The organism is Sphingobium sp. V4 (assembly GCF_029590555.1).
Classification (GTDB): Bacteria; Pseudomonadota; Alphaproteobacteria; order Sphingomonadales; family Sphingomonadaceae; genus Sphingobium.
This window is the reverse complement of the sequence record NZ_CP081001.1, coordinates 1460266-1478974: the sequence shown is the minus strand read 5'-3', so window position 1 is coordinate 1478974 and position 18709 is coordinate 1460266. Positions and strand designations below refer to the sequence as shown.

At 64.1% G+C, this 18709-nt stretch carries 14 protein-coding genes and 1 tRNA gene; 9 read left to right on the top strand and 6 right to left on the bottom strand.

Annotation, left to right across the window (positions count from 1 at the left end):
- Window positions 1-64 precede the first annotated feature (64 nt).
- A complete protein-coding gene (locus tag K3M67_RS07500; protein ID WP_285832809.1) occupies window positions 65-640 on the bottom strand; it encodes a NifU family protein in 576 nt (191 codons plus the stop codon).
- A 97-nt stretch (window positions 641-737) separates the two neighbouring features.
- Here K3M67_RS07500 and K3M67_RS07495 point away from each other — a divergent pair, with 97 nt between their 5' ends.
- From K3M67_RS07495 to K3M67_RS07480, 4 genes are all read left to right on the top strand, one after another.
- Window positions 738-1208, top strand: coding sequence for a pyridoxamine 5'-phosphate oxidase family protein (locus K3M67_RS07495; RefSeq protein ID WP_066859503.1), 471 nt, complete (start codon window positions 738-740; stop codon window positions 1206-1208).
- Between the two features lie 301 nt (window positions 1209-1509).
- Window positions 1510-2889: a DEAD/DEAH box helicase gene (locus K3M67_RS07490; protein ID WP_285832808.1), complete on the top strand. Its 1380-nt coding sequence runs from the start codon at window positions 1510-1512 to the stop codon at window positions 2887-2889.
- Window positions 2890-3010: 121 nt separating this feature from the next.
- Window positions 3011-5902, top strand: coding sequence for a M16 family metallopeptidase (locus K3M67_RS07485; RefSeq protein WP_285832807.1), 2892 nt, complete (start codon window positions 3011-3013; stop codon window positions 5900-5902).
- Window positions 5903-6005: 103 nt separating this feature from the next.
- Complete coding sequence (locus K3M67_RS07480) at window positions 6006-6131, top strand: hypothetical protein (protein WP_285832806.1); 126 nt, start codon at window positions 6006-6008, stop codon at window positions 6129-6131.
- Between the two features lie 161 nt (window positions 6132-6292).
- Here K3M67_RS07480 and K3M67_RS07475 read toward each other — a convergent pair whose 3' ends face one another.
- Window positions 6293-6883 carry a TetR/AcrR family transcriptional regulator gene (locus tag K3M67_RS07475; protein WP_285832805.1) on the bottom strand — a complete coding sequence of 197 codons (591 nt, stop codon included), beginning with the start codon at window positions 6881-6883 and terminating at the stop codon, window positions 6293-6295.
- Window positions 6884-7002: 119 nt separating this feature from the next.
- On the opposite strand from K3M67_RS07475, the gene K3M67_RS07470 reads away from it, so the two are divergent.
- The 5 genes from K3M67_RS07470 (at window position 7003) to K3M67_RS07450 (ending at window position 14335) form a co-directional block, all read left to right on the top strand.
- Complete coding sequence (locus tag K3M67_RS07470; RefSeq protein ID WP_066859360.1) at window positions 7003-8163, top strand: efflux RND transporter periplasmic adaptor subunit; 1161 nt, start codon at window positions 7003-7005, stop codon at window positions 8161-8163.
- A 3-nt stretch (window positions 8164-8166) separates the two neighbouring features.
- The gene (locus K3M67_RS07465) at window positions 8167-11340 is read left to right on the top strand and encodes an efflux RND transporter permease subunit (protein ID WP_285832804.1); all 3174 of its coding nucleotides are present in this window, start codon (window positions 8167-8169) and stop codon (window positions 11338-11340) included.
- A gap of 5 nt (window positions 11341-11345) precedes the next feature.
- Window positions 11346-12749: an efflux transporter outer membrane subunit gene (locus K3M67_RS07460; RefSeq protein ID WP_285832803.1), complete on the top strand. Its 1404-nt coding sequence runs from the start codon at window positions 11346-11348 to the stop codon at window positions 12747-12749.
- Between the two features lie 80 nt (window positions 12750-12829).
- Complete coding sequence (locus tag K3M67_RS07455; RefSeq protein ID WP_066859504.1) at window positions 12830-13321, top strand: methylated-DNA--[protein]-cysteine S-methyltransferase; 492 nt, start codon at window positions 12830-12832, stop codon at window positions 13319-13321.
- A gap of 66 nt (window positions 13322-13387) precedes the next feature.
- A complete protein-coding gene (locus K3M67_RS07450) occupies window positions 13388-14335 on the top strand; it encodes a glutaminase (RefSeq protein ID WP_066859505.1) in 948 nt (315 codons plus the stop codon).
- Here the strand turns inward: K3M67_RS07450 and K3M67_RS07445 are convergent.
- The 4 genes from K3M67_RS07445 to rpsA all read right to left on the bottom strand — a co-directional run bounded on the left by K3M67_RS07445 (window position 14332) and on the right by rpsA (window position 18612).
- A complete protein-coding gene (locus tag K3M67_RS07445; protein WP_066859363.1) occupies window positions 14332-16116 on the bottom strand; it encodes a cation:proton antiporter domain-containing protein in 1785 nt (594 codons plus the stop codon). The two genes, K3M67_RS07450 and K3M67_RS07445, sit on opposite strands and share 4 nt — an antisense overlap.
- Window positions 16117-16299: 183 nt before the next feature.
- A tRNA-Leu gene (locus K3M67_RS07440) sits at window positions 16300-16385 on the bottom strand.
- 48 nt (window positions 16386-16433) lie between these two features.
- Window positions 16434-16736: an integration host factor subunit beta gene (locus tag K3M67_RS07435; protein ID WP_066859364.1), complete on the bottom strand. Its 303-nt coding sequence runs from the start codon at window positions 16734-16736 to the stop codon at window positions 16434-16436.
- A 163-nt stretch (window positions 16737-16899) separates the two neighbouring features.
- The gene (rpsA, locus tag K3M67_RS07430) at window positions 16900-18612 is read right to left on the bottom strand and encodes a 30S ribosomal protein S1 (protein ID WP_066859365.1); all 1713 of its coding nucleotides are present in this window, start codon (window positions 18610-18612) and stop codon (window positions 16900-16902) included.
- Window positions 18613-18709 lie beyond the last annotated feature (97 nt).

The window sequence follows — 18709 nt, the reverse complement described above, 5'->3', positions numbered from 1 at the left end:
GCAGGATGCGGATTCGCCTAGCGGTTAGTCGATCCGGCCGGATTTGCCAAATCGGCGGCGTGGTTCAGACCGCGCGCACCTCGGTCACTTCGGGAACATAATGTTTGAGCAGTTGCTCGATCCCGTTCTTCAGCGTCGCGGTGGAGGAGGGGCAGCCCGAGCAAGCGCCCTGCATCTTCAGGTATACGGTGCCCTTGTCGAAGCCGCGATAGATGATGTCGCCGCCGTCATTGGCGACGGCGGGGCGGACACGCGTGTCGATCAGCTCGCGAATCTGCTCGATGATTTCGGCATCTTCCGGGTCGTCGGCAAAGCCGTCATCATCGGCCGGGACAGTGATGCCGGCCGCGCTGCCGGGCGCGAAGAGCGGCATGTTGGCGGAGAAATGCTCCAGCAGCGTGGCAAGAATGTCGGGCTTCACGTCCGACCATTCCGATCCGGGTGCGATCGTCACCGACACGAAATCACTGCCGAAGAACACGCCGGTCACGTCACCCAGGCCGAACAGGGCTTCGGCCAGCGGGGAGGCCTCCGCTTCCTCGGGCGTCGCGAAATCGCGCGTGCCCGCACCCATGACCTCGCGGCCAGGCAGGAATTTGATGGTGGCCGGGTTGGGCGTCAGTTCGGTCTCGATCAACATGGCGCTCATGTGGCGATTGGCGCGGCCAAGATCAAGCGTTTCGGGAACTTCGTCGTGCGACGACCATTGAAGGGGAAAGCCTTAAGGAGACAGGATGATGACCGACGAAGCCGATATCCGCGACCGTTTCTGGGCCGATCTGTCGAGCAGCCCCTTCCTGATGGTGGGATTGAAGGGCAATGCGGAACACAGCCTGCCGATGACGGCGCAACTCGATCCGCAAGCCAATCACTGCTTCTGGTTCTATACGGCCAAGGACAATCGCCTGGCGCCCGGTGGACCGGCGATGGCGCAGTTCGTGGCCAAGGACCATCATCTCTTCGCCTGCATCGAAGGGACGCTCGTGCCCGAGACCGACCCGGCGGTGATCGATCGTTACTGGTCGAAGCAGGTGGAGGCCTGGTATCCGGGCGGGCGGAATGATCCCAACCTGCTGATGCTTCGGCTGGACCTCGGTAAGGCTGAAATCTGGCGCGCCGACCTCTCGCTCAAAGGTGTGTTCAAGATGATGTTCGGCGGCGACGTGCGGAGCGAAATGAAGGGGAAGCACGCCGAAGTCGCGCTCTGATCCCTATTCCATTCAAGCCCTATTCCATTCAAGAATGTGGCGGCTCCGGTGTGATGGTCGGGGCCGCTTGCTATTTGCCCGCACTTCCTCCATATGCGCCGCAGCGCAGCAGATGACCCCTGTGGTCCCCAGCGATTGGCAGCGTGATCGTCCCGAACCCCCGAAGGGTTGGAGGACCGGCCAATGACAGTCTGCGCCAAGCTTGAGGCTTCCCTTTTCACGCGGGTCGTTTCGTAACCCGCCTCGCGCCCTTGCTGCGTCCGCAGCGAAGTCGGCGCATGGCCGACTTGTGAGTTTATCCATGGAATTTACCGATCTTGGCTTGTCCGAGCCAATCCTGAAGGCGCTTGCCGCAAAGAAATATGCCACCCCGACACCGATCCAGCAGAAGGCGATTCCCGTTCTGCTCGAGGGCAAGGATCTGTGCGGCATCGCCCAGACCGGCACCGGCAAGACCGCGGCATTCGCGCTGCCCAGTCTCGACTATTTTGCGCGCAATCCCAAGGTGACGCCGGTCAAGGGCTGCCGGATGCTGGTGCTGTCGCCGACCCGCGAACTCGCCGCGCAGATCGCGCAGAGCTTCCGCGATTATGGCCGCTTCCTCAAGCTGTCGGTCGAAACCGTGTTCGGCGGCGTGCCGATCAACAAGCAGATCCGGGCTTTGTCGCAGGGTGTCGACATCGTTGTCGCCACGCCCGGCCGCCTGCTCGACCTGATCGACCAGCGCGCCTTGACCATCAAGGACACCGAAATCTTCGTGCTCGACGAAGCCGACCAGATGATGGACATGGGCTTCATCCATCCGCTGCGCCGCGTCGCCAAGCTGCTGCCACGCGACCGCCAGAACCTGTTCTTCTCGGCCACCATGCCCAAGGAGATCGAGGCGCTGGCCGGCCAGTTCCTGAACGATCCGGTCAAGGTCAGCGTTGCGCCGCAATCCACCACGGCGGAACGGGTGCGCCAGCAGGCGACCTTCGTGAATCAGGCGGAAAAGCAGGCATTGCTGCATATCGTCCTCAATACCGAGGATATTGACCGCGCCCTGATCTTCACCCGCACCAAGCATGGCGCCGACCGGGTCGTGCGTTTCCTGGAAGGCGCGGGCATCGATGCCTTTGCCATCCATGGCAACAAGAGCCAGGGCCAGCGCACGACCGCGCTCCAGGCGTTCCGTCAGGGCAAGGTGAAACTGCTGGTCGCGACCGACATCGCTGCGCGCGGCATCGACGTGTCGGGCGTCAGCCATGTCATCAACTTCGAAATTCCCAACGTGCCCGAACAATATGTCCACCGCATCGGTCGCACCGCGCGTGCCGGCGCCGAGGGCGTGGCGATCAGCTTCGTGGCGGATGATGAACGGCCCTATCTCAAGGCCATAGAGAAGGCGACGCGCGTAAAGCTCGACATAGCGCCGCTTCCGGAGAATTTCCTGGAGGCAGTACGCAACCTTCCCAAGCCCGCTGCACCGCGCAAGGGGCCGAGCCAGACGCCGCAGCAGCAGGCCAAGCGGGCCGAAGGGCAGCGCCGCTACCAGGACGGGCAGAAGGCGCAGCGCGGGACGCCCGACCGGGCGCATCGCGCGGATTCGGAGGGCGGTGAGAAAAAGCCGTTCCGCCGTCGCCGTCGTGGCGGCGTGGGCGCACATAAGGGCGCGGTCCAGCGCACCGGCGCCCCGCGCTGATTGCCTGATGCCGTTCGCTTCGGACGCGTCGGGAAAGTTTCCCGGCGCGACCGAAACGAAGGCAGGCATGACCATGATTGTCAGTGGCCATTCAGGAAAATGCCGTTAGGCTTTCGCGCCTATGCATTTTTTCCCCCGCCGTCCGGCCGCATCGCTCACCATCCTTGCCCTGCTTCTGTCGGGGTCTTCGCTGCCGCTCGCCGCAAGGACCGCCACGACTACCGCACCGGCCGCTGCGGGAACGACCCAGGCGCACGTCCGACCCTGGCTCTACGAAAATAGCGATGTGCCGATCGACGCGGCCTGGCGGTTCGGGACGCTGTCGAACGGACTGCGCTACGCGATCCGACGCAATGGCGTGCCGCCGGGGCAGGTTTCGGTCCGTCTTCGAATTGACGCCGGCTCGCTCATGGAGCGGGACGACGAACAGGGCTACGCCCATTATATGGAGCATCTGACCTTCCGGGGCTCCCGCCATGTGCCTGATGGCGAATCCAAGCGGATCTGGCAGCGGCTTGGCGTGACCTTCGGCAGCGACAGCAACGCCCAGACTACCCCGACCGGGACCACCTATGCGCTGGACCTGCCGCAGGCGACGCAGGCGACGCTGGGCGAAAGCATGAAGATTCTGGCCGGCATGATGGTCGATCCCAACATCGTCGACAGCGCGGTCAGCGCCGAGCGGGCGGTCGTGCTGGCGGAAAAGCGCGAGAGCGACGGGCCGCAGAGCCGCATATCGGACGCCAGTCGCCAGCATTTCTTCGCGGGCCAGCCCCTCGCCGAACATGCGCCGATCGGCACGGTGGCGACGCTGAACGCGGCGACCGCGGCGAGGATGGAAGCATTCCACCAGCGCTGGTATCGCCCGGAATATGCCGTCATCGCCATATCGGGGGACATAGACCCCGCCGTGGCCGAGCAACTGATCAAGGATAATTTTGCCGGCTGGACGGTGCCTGGCAAAGGGGCGGCGATCCCCGACTTCGGCACGCCGGACGCGACGTTGCCCGCGACCCGCGTTCTGGTGGAACCGGGCGCGCCAACGGGGCTGACGATGGCCTGGCTGCGGCCCTGGACACCTCATGCCGATACCATCGTCTACAATCAGGACAAGCTGACCGACATGCTGGCGTTGCAGATCATCGGCCGCCGGTTCGAGCAGGCGGCCCGCGCGGGGGGCAGCTTCCTCCAGGCCAGCGTCGAGCAGCAGGATGTCAGCCGGTCGGCGGACGGCACTTTCCTGTCGATCATCCCCAGCGGCAATGATTGGGAAAAGGCGCTGGCGGACGTCCGCGCGATCGTGGAGGATGCCAAGGCCACGCCGCCAAGCCAGGCGGAAATAGACCGCGAATATGCGCAGATGGACATGGCGCTGGCGATCCAGGTCGAAAATGCATCGACGGAAGCGGGCGCCAAGCAGGCCAGCGATCTGGTCAGCGCGGTCGATATTCGCGAGACGACGGTCAGTCCGCAGGCGGCCGTCGATATTTTTCGCGCGGGGAAGCCCGCCATGACTCCGGCCAAGATACTGGATTCGACGCGGCGTCTCTTTTCGGCCGGGGTATTCCGCGCGATGCTGGTGACGGGCAAGGTGGAACCGGGCGTGGATGCGAAGCTGGCGGCGGCTGTCGCTGCGCCCGTCAAGGCGGCGACGAACGCCCGCCTGGCGGACAAGCCGGTAACGATGGACGACCTGCCGAGCCTGGGGACACCCGGGGCCGTGGTATCCCGGACGCAGGCGGGGCTGCCGGGCATGGAAAGCATCAGCTTCGCCAACGGCGTCAAGCTGATCCTGTTCGCCAATGATGCCGAGCCGGAAAAGGTGCGTATCAATGTGCGGTTCGGGCACGGGCAGCAGGCCTTCTCGCCGACAAGGCCGGTGGCGAGCTGGGCGGGCGATTATGCGCTGGTCGCCAGCGGCATCGGCAAGCTGGGGCAGCGGGAACTGGACGAACTGACCATCGGCCGGCGAATGGGCCTGGATTTCGGTATCGACGACGACGCCTTCGAATTGCAGGCGGTCACGCGACCGGCCGACTATAAGGATCAGTTGCGCCTGTTCGCGGCCAAGCTGGCGGCGCCCGGATGGGACCCCGCCCCGATCGGTCGGGTGAAGACGGGTGCGATCGTCGCTTATGACGCGATGTCGCGGTCCCCCGACGCGGTGCTTGGGCGTGACCTCAACTGGCTGCTCCATGATAAGGATGTGCGTTTCCGCACCCCGTCACGCGCGGAAATCGAGGCGCTGACGCCCCAGGCTTTCCGCGCGACCTGGGAGCCGGTACTGGCCTCCGGCCCGATCGAAATCCAGATTTTCGGCCATGTCGAGGCGCAGGACGCGATCAATGCCGTGGCGGCGACCTTCGGCGCGCTGCCGGCGCGGCCCGATACGCCGGTTCCGGCCACGAACCGGGCGATGCGCTTCCCAGCCCATGTCGAGGCGCCCGTCATCCTGCGCCACAATGGCGACAAGGATCAGGCCGCCGCGGTCATGGCATGGCCGACATCGGGTGGGTTCGGCTTGCAGAAGGAGGCGCGCCAGCTTGAGATATTGACGCAGATCTTCAACGATCGCTTGTTCGACAAGCTGCGGTCGACCGAAGGCGCGGCCTATTCCCCTAGCGTGCAGAATAACTGGCCCTTTTCATACGAAAACGGTGGCTATATCCTCGTCACCAGCCAGATCCGGCCCGATCGGATCAGCTATTTCTACGATGTGGTCAAGGCGACCGCGGCCGATCTCGCCAAGAACCCGGTCAGTGCCGATGAATTGCAGCGGGCGGTAGCGCCGATGCAGCAATTGCTAATGCGCGCCAGCACGGGCAACGCCTTCTGGATGAACCAGATGGAAGGCGCGACCCACGATCCCCGCTACATCCAGGCGATGCAGTCCATGTCCCGCGATCTGCTGAGCGTCACGCCGGCGGAGCTTCAGGGATTGGCCGCCAAATATCTGGTTCCGGGCAAGAGCTGGTCGGCGATCGTCCTGCCCGAAGGCGCGGCGGCGAAATAGCTATGGGTCTGGCCGGTCATTTCGCTTGCTCTGGGAGCGTCCGTCCCGCTAGGCGCGCGGTGGAAGCTGATTGGAGACTATCGGGAATGTCGGACGGCGTGCAGTGAGCCTGCGGGTCATATTGTCCGTCGAGGCGCTCGAGCCGCATCTTTCGGGCATCGGCCGCTACAGCTGGGAATTGTCGCAGCGCTCGACGTTGATCAATGGCGTGCGTGAGATCCGCTTTTAATGGATCATTGCGGTCTCGCTCGCGGCCAGCCCGGCCATTCATCCCGGGCCCATGGGAGTACGCCCGATACGATCTCAATCTGCCTTTACGCGGGCGGCTATAGCTGGGATCGCTGCGCCAACGAAACCGTAGACGTGTACCGGCGGCTGCGCTGACGCCGGTCAGCGGACGGCCTTCAGCCCGGCGATGATCATCTGGGCGGCGCGGCGGGCCGCGATCGGAGCGCTCAGCTTGGGTCGCGACAGGCTGCGATGGCCAAGGCCGAACATGCAGGCAAGAATCAGTTCTTCGGCGGCATCCAGGGCTTCCCCTGAAAGCTCGGGATTGGCGACGCAGGCAAATTCCCGAAGGATGGAGCGGAATCCGACGCACAGCGTGCCGATCGTCTCGCCAACGGCCTCGTTGCGGAACGCCTCCGCCAAAATGTCGAACGACAGCGCCTCGTCGTTCGCATTGTCGGTCCCGTGCAGCAATATCTGCTCGAATGTCTGTTCGATGCTCATCGCCCCGGCATCGAGTTGCGAGCGCAACGCGGCCATATCCGTAGCCCATGCGTCGGAATCGGCCTTCACCAGCGCTTCGATAATGTCTTCCTTGCCTTTGAATAGGCGATAGATCTGACCCACGGAAACCTGCGCGGCGGCAGCGAGTTGCGCCATCGATGTCTGGTGAAAGCCCCTCGTGGCGAACAGGTCGCGCGCGGTGGACAATATGCGGCTTCTGCCATCTCTCTCATGGTGCACTGCAACCATTTTCTACCCCTTGGCGTTTTTCGCCTCTTGAATATTCTGTGGCATGATCCTACCTGCGCGGCAAGCGGAATGAACGTTCATTCCTTACATATGATCCAAATCGAAACGGAAATCAGGCGATGCAAAAGGGGATTTTCACTGGATTGCTGGCGTGCGCGTCGGCCCTGGCGCTGAGTGGGTGCGGCGAGAGCGCTCCGCCGGCGCCAGGGCCGCCCGCCGTGGGCGTCGTGACGCTCAAGACCGAGTCGGTGCCATTGCTGAACGAGCTGCCGGGTCGTGTCACGGCCTTTGAAACGGCCGAAGTTCGCCCGCAAATCAGCGGAATCATCCGTCGTCGCCTGTTCCAGGAGGGCGGCTTCGTGCGGGCGGGGCAATTACTCTATGAAATCGATGATGCACCTTATCGCGCAGCCCTCGCGCAGGCGCAGGGTTCGCTCGCCAGTGCCAATGCGACGATCCAGTCGACCAGCCTTCAGGCGCAGCGCTACAAGGAACTGGTCGCCATCAATGCCGTCAGCAAGCAGCAATATGACGACTCGGTTGCGGCGGCGCAGCAGGCGCGCGCCAATGTTGCGGCGCAGCGTGGTGCAGTGCAGGCGGCGCAGGTGAACCAGAATTTCACCCGTATCCGCGCGCCCATTTCCGGTCGTATCAGCCGGTCGCTCTTCACTCCCGGCGCGCTCGTCCAGGCTGGCCAGGCTGACGCGCTGACCACCATCCAGCGCACCGACATGGTCTATGTCGACGTTACCCAGTCCGCTGCGCAGATCATCGACCTCAAGCAGGCGATGAAGAGCGGGGGCGTGAGTGAGGCGGATGGCGCACGCATCACCTTGCTGCTTCCCAACGGCAGCAGCTATCCGATCGAAGGACGGCTGCAATTTTCGGAAGTGACGGTCGACCAGACATCGGGCGCCGTTACCCTTCGCGCCACCTTCCCCAATCCCGATGGCCTGCTGCTGCCTGGCATGTACGTCCGCGCGCGACTGGTCGAAGGTCAGCGAACGCAGGCGATCCTGGCGCCACAGCAGGGCATCAGCCGCGATCCGCGCGGCCGCGCCACGGCCATGGTCGTGGGCCGGGACAACAAGGTCGAACTTCGCCAGGTAGAGGTCGATCGCGCGGCCGGCGACAAATGGATCGTCACCAGCGGCCTCAAGCCGGGAGACCGGCTGATCGTCGAGGGGCTGGTCAACCTGCGCCCCGGCACGGTGGTGAAGCCCGGCGCTCCGCAGCAGGTCGCAGCGGCGCAGAATGCCGCACAGGGCGGAGCGAACTGAACCATGGCCCGCTATTTCATCGACCGGCCCATCTTCGCATGGGTCATCGCCATCGTCATCATGTTGGCCGGTCTGCTGGCGATCCGCTCGCTGCCGGTCGCCCAGTTCCCCGAGATCGCGCCCCCGGCGGTGACGGTCCAGACCAGCTATCCGGGCGCCAATGCCCAGACGTTGGAAAGCACGACCACGCAGATCATCGAGCAACAGCTCAAGGGCATCGACAATCTGCGCTATTTTTCGTCGACCAGTGACGGTTCGGGCAATCTTAACATCACCTTGACCTTCGAACAGGGCACCGATCCCGACATCGCGCAGGTCCAGGTACAGAACAAGCTGTCGCAGGCCACGCCGCTGTTGCCGCAGGAGGTGCAGCAGCAGGGGCTACGCGTCAGCAAGTCCACCTCCAGCTTCCTTCTCATCATGTCGGTCTACGCCGATGACGGCATCCACGACCAAGAGGATGCCGCCGACTTCATCGCGTCGAACCTCCAGGATCCTATCAGCCGTGTGACCGGCGTCGGCGATACCCAGCTCTTCGGGTCACAATATGCGATGCGTATCTGGCTCGATCCTTACAAGATGGCAAATCTGGGCGTCACGACCGGCGACGTCAAATCAGCGATCACCGCACAGAATGCGCAGGTCTCGGCGGGCCAGATTGGCGGATCGCCCTCGCCAAAGGGGCAGGCGCTCAATGCCACGGTCACAGCCCAGTCGCGCCTACGCACCCCCGAAGAGTTCCGTAACATCCGCCTGCGCAGCAACAGCGACGGTTCGGTCGTGCTGATGTCCGACATTGCGCGGGTCGAGCTGGGCGCGGAAAATTACGGCTTCGGTGTGAAGTTCAACGGCCATCCGGCCTCGGGCTTCGGCGTCAAGCTCGCGCCGGGCGCGAATGCGCTCGACACGGTCGATGCGGTCAAGAGCCGGGTCGATCAACTGTCGAAGAATTTTCCGAGCTGGGTGAAATATGATTTCCCGGTCGACAATTCGACCTTCGTCAGGCTGTCGGTCGAGCAGGTCATCCACACTCTGTTCGAAGCCGTCCTGCTGGTATTCGTCGTTATGTTCCTGTTCCTCCAGAACTGGCGGGCGACGTTGATCCCGACCATTGCCGTGCCGGTGGTGCTGCTGGGATCGCTGGCCATACTGAGCGTGGCGGGCTTCACCATCAACACGCTGACTCTGTTCGGCATGGTGCTGGCGATCGGCCTGCTGGTCGACGACGCGATCGTGGTGGTCGAGAATGTCGAACGCCTGATCCAGGATGAAGGTCTAAGCCCCAAGGAGGCCGCGCGAAAGTCGATGGACGAGATCAGCGGCGCGCTGATCGGCATCGGCCTTGTGCTGTCTGCGGTGTTCCTGCCGATGGCCTTTTTCGGCGGATCGACCGGCGTTATCTTCCGCCAATTCTCGATCACGATCGTCTCCTCGATGATCCTGTCGGTGCTGGTCGCCTTGATCCTGACACCCGCACTATGCGCCACCATCCTGAAGCCGGCTTCGCATGGGCACAGTTGGAACGGGCCGGTCGGTTCGATCTTCGGTCGCTTCTTTGACTGGTTCAATCGCAGCTTCGACAAGGGCGTGGTCCGCTACGGCCGGGGTGTCGAGAAGGTGGAGCGTCGTTGGGGCCGTACGATGCTGGTCTATGGCCTGATCGTGATCGGCATGGCGTTCATCTTCCTGCGCCTGCCGAGCGGTTTCCTGCCGGACGAGGACCAAGGGATCATCATCAACCAGGTGTCGCTGCCTGCGGGCACGACGCTGGAGGAAACCGAGCGCGCGCTCGCCCGGATGCGCGATCATTATCTGGTCGATGAGAAGAAAAATGTCTCGGCGGTCTTCACGATCGCGGGCTTCGGTTTCGTCGGACAGGGGCAGAATGTCGGCATCGTGTTCGCGCGCATGAAGGATTGGGAGGATCGCCAGGGCAGCGACAACCAGGTTCCGGCCATCGCGCTGCGCGCCAACATGGCCTTTCAGAAAATCTCCGCCGGCATGGCCTTCGCTTTCGTCCCGCCGGCGGTGCAGGAACTGGGCAATGCATCGGGTTTCGACTTCCAGTTGCTGGATCAGGCCAATCTGGGCCATGACAAGCTGCTTGCAGCGCGCAACCAGTTGCTCGGCATGGCGATGGCGGACAAGCGCCTGGCGCAGGTCCGTCCCAACGGGCTGGAAGATACGCCCCAGCTCAAGCTTAATGTCGATCAGGCCGCGGCCGGCGCTCTGGGCATCGCCCAGGCCGACGTGAACGATACGATCAGCACCAATCTGGGCAGTTCCTACGTCAACGACTTCATCGACCGTGACCGCGTGAAGCGGGTCTATGTGCAGGCGGATGCGCCGTTCCGCACATCGCCCGAGGCCATCGGCGCCTTCCACGTCCGTGGCAGCACTGGCGCCATGGCGCCCCTGTCGGCCTTCGCCACGACCGAATGGGTCCAGGGACCGGCGCGCCTGGAGCGTTTCAACGGCGTTCCGTCTATGAACATCCAGGGCGCGCCCGCACCGGGCGTATCGAGCGGCGCGGCGATGCAGGCGATGGAGGAATATGCCGCCAAGCTGCCTGCGGGCATCGGCTATAGCTGGAACGGCATTTCCTACGAGGAACGCACGTCCGGTGGCCAGGCCCCCTATGTCTACGCGCTGTCGATGCTGATCGTGTTTCTCTGCCTTGCCGCGCTGTATGAAAGCTGGTCGGTTCCCATCGCGGTCATGCTGGTGGTGCCACTGGGCGTGCTGGGTGCTGTGATCGCCGCGACGCTGGCCGGGCTCGACAATGACATCTATCTGCAGGTCGGCCTGATCACGACCATCGGCGTGTCGGCGAAGAACGCGATCCTGATCGTGGAGTTCGCCGAGGAAAAGATGCGTGAAGGACTGTCTCCCGCGCAGGCGGCGCTGGAGGCGGGCAAGCTGCGCCTGCGGCCGATCCTTATGACCAGCTTCGCCTTCATCTTCGGCGTTCTGCCGTTGGCGGTCGCGAAGGGGGCAGGGGCTGGCGGCCAGAATGCGATCGGCTGGGCGGTGGTCGGCGGCATGTTGTCGGCGACAGTGTTGGCGATCTTCTTCGTCCCGGTCTTCTTCACCGTCGTGAAGCGGCTGTTCCGCGAACATAAGAACCAGGAAGCGGCAGGCGGCACGGCAACGTCCGGCGCCCCGCAGGAGGCTTGAACACCATGCGCAAAATGAACGCGCTCGGCGCCGTTGCCCTTTCGCTGGCCCTGACGGCCTGCGACATGGCGCCCAAATATGTCCGGCCGGAGCTGCCGGTGCCCGCTACCAGTCCGCAGGGGCCGGCCTATACCCCCGCTGACGGGCAGGGGGCGATCGCGCCTGCGGATACCGGCTGGCGCGATTTCTTCACCGATGCCGGTCTGTCGCGGGTGATCGAAACCGCTCTCGCCAATAATCGCGACCTGCGCCTGGCGCTGGCCAATGTCGAACAGGCGCGGGCGCAATATAAGGTGCAGCGCGCCGACCTGCTGCCCACGGTTGCCGCGGGCGGGACTGCCACCTATCAGGACCAGCCCTTTTCGCAGGCCGGTTCCGGACGCGCCGACATCTATCAGGCGCAGGTCGGCATTTCGGCCTGGGAAATCGACCTGTTCGGCCGGGTGCGAAACCTGACCAAAGCCGCGCAGGAGCAATATTTCGCCAGCGTGGAAAATCGCAACGCGGCGCAGACGACGCTGATCGCGGAAACGGCCAATGCCTGGCTTACCATGGCGGCGGATCAGGACCGGCTGCGTATCGCCCGCGATCTGGAGCAGGCTTTCGGCAAGACGCTGGAACTGACCCGGGCGCGCTTCGACAAGGGCGTCGCCTCCGAACTGGAGGTGCGGCAGGCGCAGACCAGCTACGACGCTGCCCGATCGGATATTGCGGAGGCGACGACCCTGGTCGCGCAGGACCAGAATGCGCTCAACCTGCTTGCGGGCACCACCGTCCCGACCGCAGACCTGCCGCAGTCCCTTCCGGAATCCGGCGTGACGATCGACACGCTGCCCGCCGGCATTTCTTCCGAAATATTGCTGCGCCGGCCGGACATCGCATCGGCCGAGCATCAGCTTCGCAGCGCCAATGCCAATATCGGCGCGGCGCGCGCGGCCTTCTTCCCCAACATTTCGCTGACTGCTGCGCTCGGATCGGTCAGTCTGGGGCTGTCCAACCTGTTCTCATCGGGATCGGACTTCTGGTCGGTGGCGCCGTCCGCGACGCTCCCAATCTTCGATTTCGGCAAGAACCAGGGTAATCTCCGCTACGCCAAGGCGACCTATGACGCGATGCTCGCCACCTATGAGAAAAGCGTCCAGACCGGCTTCCGCGAGGTAGCCGATGCACTCGCCCGGCGTGGGACGATGGGGCAGCAACTCGAAGCGCAAACGTCGCAGCGCAACGCGGCCCGGACCGCCTACCGCCTGTCGGAGGCACGGTTTCGCGCGGGTGTCGACACGTTCCTGACCACCCTGGATTCGCAACGTTCGCTTTACACGGCCGAGCAGAGCCTGTTGGCAACGCGGCTGACGCGCGCGACCAATCTGGTAGAACTCTACCGCGCAATGGGTGGCGGTCTGAAATAGGCCGTCGCTTTGAGCGCAAGGGAAAGGAAGTGAAAGTCATCGTTCCGCGCTATGGCGGCGCGGCAACGATGGAGATCCACATGAACCTTGTCCGCACGACATTCCCGTCGCCGGTGGGCGCGCTTCCGCTCGTGGCGAGTGACGTCGGATTGGTCGCGATCCTCTGGCCGGACGACGCGCCTGGACGGGTCCGCCTTGACGCGGAGCGGGAGCAGCCCGATCATCCGGTCCTAGTCGAAGCGATCGCCCAGCTCACGACCTATTTCGACGGCCGCCGACATCGTTTTGACCTGCCGCTCGATCCGCGCGGCACTGATTTCCAGCAGAGCGTCTGGAGCGCGCTGCTCGACATTCCCTATGGTGAGACGCGGAGCTATGCCGAGATTGCGCGCGCCATCGGCCATCCATCCGCGGTGCGCGCGGTCGGCGCCGCGAACGGACGCAACCCGCTGTCGATCGTCGCGCCCTGCCACCGGGTCGTGGGCAGCAACGGCGCGTTGACCGGCTTTGCGGGCGGGCTTGAGACAAAGCGCTGGCTGCTCGCGCATGAACAGGCGCATCGGCGGGGCTGATTATGGCTGTCCAAAATCTGTGCTTTCCCTATGCTTGGCACCGAAGCGGGGATATGCAGCGCGACCATGACACCGGATTTGGATGCGATCGTCGCCGATATTGTGGCGGCCATGGCGGAGGCGGATGAACGCGGGACCGTCGCCAGCTATATTCCTGAACTCGCCAAGGTCGACCCGGGCCAGTTCGGCATCGCGATCGCGACGGCGGACGGCCGCCTCCTGACGGGCGGAGATGCTGATATGGGCTTTTCCATCCAGTCCATATCCAAGGTCTTTGCCTTGACCCTGGCATTGGGCAAGGTCGGGGACCAGCTTTGGGACAGGGTCGGTCGGGAGCCTTCTGGCAATGCGTTCAATTCGATCGTCCAGCTGGAACATGAGCATGGCATCCCGCGCAATCCCTTCATCAATGCGGGTGCGATCGTCGTCGCTGACGTCAATCTGGGCGGACATCAGCCGCGCGTGGCGATCGGGGAAATGCTGCGCTTCGTCCGTTACCTCGCGGGCGATGACGGCATCGCGATCAACGAGGCGGTGGCTGCGTCGGAAACCGCGACCGGTTTCCGCAACATGGCGCTCGCCAACTATATGCGGGCGTTCGACAATGTCCGTCATCCCGTCGATCTCGTGCTGGGCACCTATTTCCATCAGTGCGCGATCGAGATGAACTGCCGCCAACTCGCACTGGCCGGCCGCTATCTGATGCTGGATGGCCGCCATCCCGGCGGGGGCAGGGTGGTGTCGCCGCGCCGGGCGCGGCGCATCAACGCCCTGATGCTTACCTGCGGGCATTATGACGCATCGGGCGATTTCGCCTTTCGCGTCGGCATTCCGGGCAAGTCAGGCGTCGGCGGTGGCATTCTGGCGATCGTGCCGGGCCGCGCGTCGATCGCGGTCTGGTCGCCGGGGCTGAACGCCAGCGGCAATAGTGAACTGGGCACCCGCGCGCTGGAGGAACTGGCGCGCCGGACCGGCTGGTCGGTGTTCAGCCCGGCGTCGCTGGACGCGGATTAGCCGATCTCGTCGGCGCGCAGGCGGCGCAATTTGGGCGCGGTCTGCAATTGCGCCGCATCCTTGATCCCAACGCGCAGATCCTCGCGCATCTGGTGGATGGACGCGATCACCGGGCCCATCGCGACGCCCAGGTCGACCAGCGCCGTCTCCGCCAGTTGTAGCGAGCTTTCCAGCGTTTCCGGGACCGCGTCGCTGGCCCCGGCCTTGTAGAGTTGCGCCGCATGATCCGTGTCGCGCGCGCGCGCGATGATCGGCAGGTCGGGCACCCAGCCGCGCACGCGCTTGGTCACGCGCACGGACAGCACAGGATCGTCCATCGTCAGGATCAGCGCGCGGGCATGGCCCAGCCGCAGCTTGTCCAGCATTTCCGCGCGGGCGACATCGCCGAACAGGATCGGATAGCCGCTCCGTCGCGCCTCCGCCACGACATCGGGGTCGGATTCCACGACGATGAAGCGCTGGTTATGCGTGCGTAGCAGGTCGCACACCATGCGCCCGACCCGGCCGAAACCGATGACGACAGCGGCCGCCTCGGTCTGGTCATGTTCAGGTTCGACGACTTCCTCCCCCAGCGCCATTTCCAGTCGCCGGGCAATGTCATGGCCGACCCGCGCGAGCAGCGGCGTGATGGTGAGCCCGATCGCGGTCACGATCTGCCAGAAGGCGGCGGTCGATGGCAGGATCAACTGGGCCGCAGCGGCCGCCGACAGCACGATCAGCGTCGTTTCGGAAGGGCTGGACATCAGCACCCCGACTTCGAGCGCCACGCCCTTGCGCGCGCCCGAGATGTAGAGCAGCGTCGATGTCACGAGCATCTTGGCCACCACCACGCCGACAACCGCCAGCAGCAGGCTTTCCCAGTTCGCGAGAATGACGCGGACATCCAGGCTCATGCCCACGGTGATGAGGAATACGCCGAGCGCCAGCCCCTTGAACGGGGCGGTCATCACCTCGACCTCGCCATGATAATCGGTTTCCGCGATCAGCAGGCCCGCGAGCAGCGCGCCGACGATCGGCGACAGGCCGGCGATCGACGTCGCCATGCTGGATATGATGACGACCAGCAAACTGGCCGCCAGAAACACCTCGGGGCTCTTGGTGCGCGCCGCCTGGCTGAAGACGTGGGGCAGGAAGAGGCGGCCCATCACCAGCATGATGGCGATTGTCACGCCGCCTCTTAGCAATGTGCTGGCCATTTCGCTCCATGCGCCGTCCGGGCTGGCGGCAACGGACGGCGCCAGCGCGCCCAGCATGAAGATGATGGGGACGAGGGCGAGATCCTCGAACAACAGCATGGAGAAGGCCGCGCGGCCGACGGCCGTCTGGGTGCCGACCATCGGCAACACCACGGCGGTCGAGGACAGCGCCAGCGCCAGTCCCAGCCCGATCGCACCGGCGGTGGGTTGTCCCAGCAGATAGAGGCCGGCCGCGATCAGCAGGCCGCTGCCGATCAGTTCGGCCGCGCCAACGCCGAAGACTTGCGTCCGCATCGTCCACAGGCGCCGGAAGCTGAGTTCCAGCCCGATCGAGAAGAGCAGCAGGATGACGCCGAGTTCGGCAAAGGGTTCGATCGCTTCCCGGTTGGAGATGGTCACATGATAGAGCCAGGGATATTGGCCGACCAACGCCCCAAGACCCGCCGGTCCGACCGCCAGGCCAACCAGGATGAAGCCGATCACCGGACTGATGCGAAAACGGGCAAAGCCGGGAATGACCAGCCCCGCCGCGCCAAGAATGACGAGGGAGTCACTGAAACTATTGGGATTGATCACGCCTGCCATGCGGCCATCATCGCGGCTGGCGCGGGCAATTTCTACCCCTGCGCAAGAAAAAGCCCGAATTTATCCGGGCGGGGCCGGGCTTCCACCCGCGGACTGACCTGTCGGAACAGTGCCGAAATAGACTGTAGGAACGGCTAGACCTCATCAAGGCAAAGCGCGCCGGAAAACCCAGTCGAATCAGGTTGGTGCGGACGGCGGGACTTGAACCCGCATTTCCAGGGGAAGGCGGATTTTAAGTCCGCTGCGTCTACCGATTTCGCCACGTCCGCCCGAAACCTTCAGGGCGGATTTCCCCCTGAAGGCTGGCGCGGGCGAGGTCAAGCCTCGGCAGCGGTTTCGCCAACGGCGTTCAACCGTTCGCGCATTTCCTTGCCCGGCTTGAAATAGGGTACGCGCTTGGCGCAGACCGGCACCTGTTCGCCGGTGCGCGGATTGCGGCCTGTGCGCGCTTCGCGGGCGCGCGTCGTGAAGGCGCCGAAGCCCCGCAATTCGACCCGCCCACCCGTGGCCAGTCGATCGACGATTTCCTTGAAGAAAAGGTCGACGATGCGCTCGACCTCCGGAACGGTCAGTTCCGGATTCTCTTCCGTCAGCTTCTGGATCAGTTCCGATCGGATCATTGCTCCACCAGCGCCCCTCTGCTGTTCCCCTCCTGCATTTCATAAAGCTTTTGCAAGAAGTTGGCAATTGGCTGGCGCAAGATCGTTTCGGATGGCCAAGAATGAGAAAAGCCCGCCGGAACCTGGGTTCCGGCGGGCTTTTCTGAGGTAATCCCTAAGGGGATCAGCCTTCGCTCTTGGCCTTGAGGGCTTCGCCCAGAATGTCGCCCAGCGACGCGCCGCTGTCCGACGAGCCATACTGAGCCACAGCCTGCTTCTCTTCAGCGATCTGCATCGCCTTGACCGAGAAGGTCGGCTTCTTGGCACGGTCGAAACCGGTCACCATGGCGTCGAACTTCTGGCCGATCTGGAAGCGCTCCGGACGCTGCTCGTCGCGGTCGCGGCCCAGGTCGCTGCGCTTGATGAAGCCGGCGGCGCCATCTTCGCCAGCCTGGACTTCCAGGCCGCCGTCGCGAACTTCCAGAACGGTCACGGTGACGATCGCGTTCTTGTTGAGACCGGCAGCGGCAGCGGCAGTGCCGCCAGCGGCAGGGCCGCCACGCTCAAGCTGCTTCATGCCGAGGCTGATGCGTTCCTTCTCGACGTCGATGTCGAGAACGACGGCCTGAACCGTCTCGCCCTTGCGGTGCAGCGCCAGCGCGTCTTCGCCCGAAATGCCCCAGGCGATGTCCGACATGTGGACCATGCCGTCGACGTCGCCGTCCAGACCGATGAACAGGCCGAATTCGGTCGCGTTCTTGACTTCGCCCTCGACGGTCGAGCCGATCGGGTGACGTTCGGCGAAGCTGTCCCAGGGGTTGTTCTGGGCCTGCTTGAGGCCGAGGCTGATGCGGCGCTTCTCGGGATCGACTTCCAGAACCAGAACTTCGACTTCCTGGCTGGTCGACACGATCTTGCCGGGGTGGACGTTCTTCTTGGTCCAGGACATTTCCGAAACGTGGACCAGACCCTCGATTCCGGCTTCCAGTTCGACGAACGCACCATATTCGGTGATGTTCGTGACGCGGCCCGACAGCTTGGCGCCAACGGGATACTTGGCCGATGCGCCTTCCCACGGATCGCTTTCCAGCTGCTTCATGCCGAGGCTGATGCGCTGGGTGTCGCGGTTGATGCGGATGATCTGGACACGGACGGTATCGCCGATGTTGATCATCTCGTTCGGGTGGTTGATGCGCTTGTACGACAGGTCAGTGACGTGCAGCAGGCCGTCGATGCCGCCCAGGTCAACGAACGCACCATAATCGGTGATGTTCTTGACGACGCCTTCGATGATCTGTCCTTCGGCCAGCGTCTGGATGAGGCCGCTGCGCTGTTCGGCGCGGGTTTCTTCCAGGATGGCGCGGCGCGACACGACGATGTTGCCGCGGCGGCGATCCATCTTGAGGATCTGGAAGGGCTGCGGAATGTCCATCAGCGGGGTGACATCGCGCACGGGGCGGATATCGACCTGGCTGCCGGGCAGGAACGCCACGGCGCCGTCGAGGTCGACGGTGAAGCCACCCTTGACACGACCGAAGATGACGCCTTCGACGCGCGCGCTCTCGGTGAACTCGGCTTCCAGCTTGTCCCAGGCGGCTTCGCGGCGGGCGCGGTCACGCGACAGCATGGCTTCGCCATGGGCGTTTTCGACGCGGTCGACATAGACTTCGACTTCGTCGCCGACCTTCAGGTCGGCCTTCTGGCCGGGCATCGCGAATTCGCGCAGCGGCACGCGGCCTTCCGACTTCAGGCCGACGTCGATGACGGCGAGGTCGTTTTCGATGGCGGTAACGGTGCCCTTGACGACGCGGCCTTCGAAGCCGCCGTCCTCGCCACCGAGAGAATCATTGAGCAGCGCGGCGAAATCGTCGCGCGAGGGGAATGCCACAGAGGCCATTATATAGTCCTTCACTCGTCATTGCTGGCCAATCGGTTGTATCCGATGGTCTTTGGCCAAACCACGCGCAGGGCCGAATACCCTGAACGTATCCAAG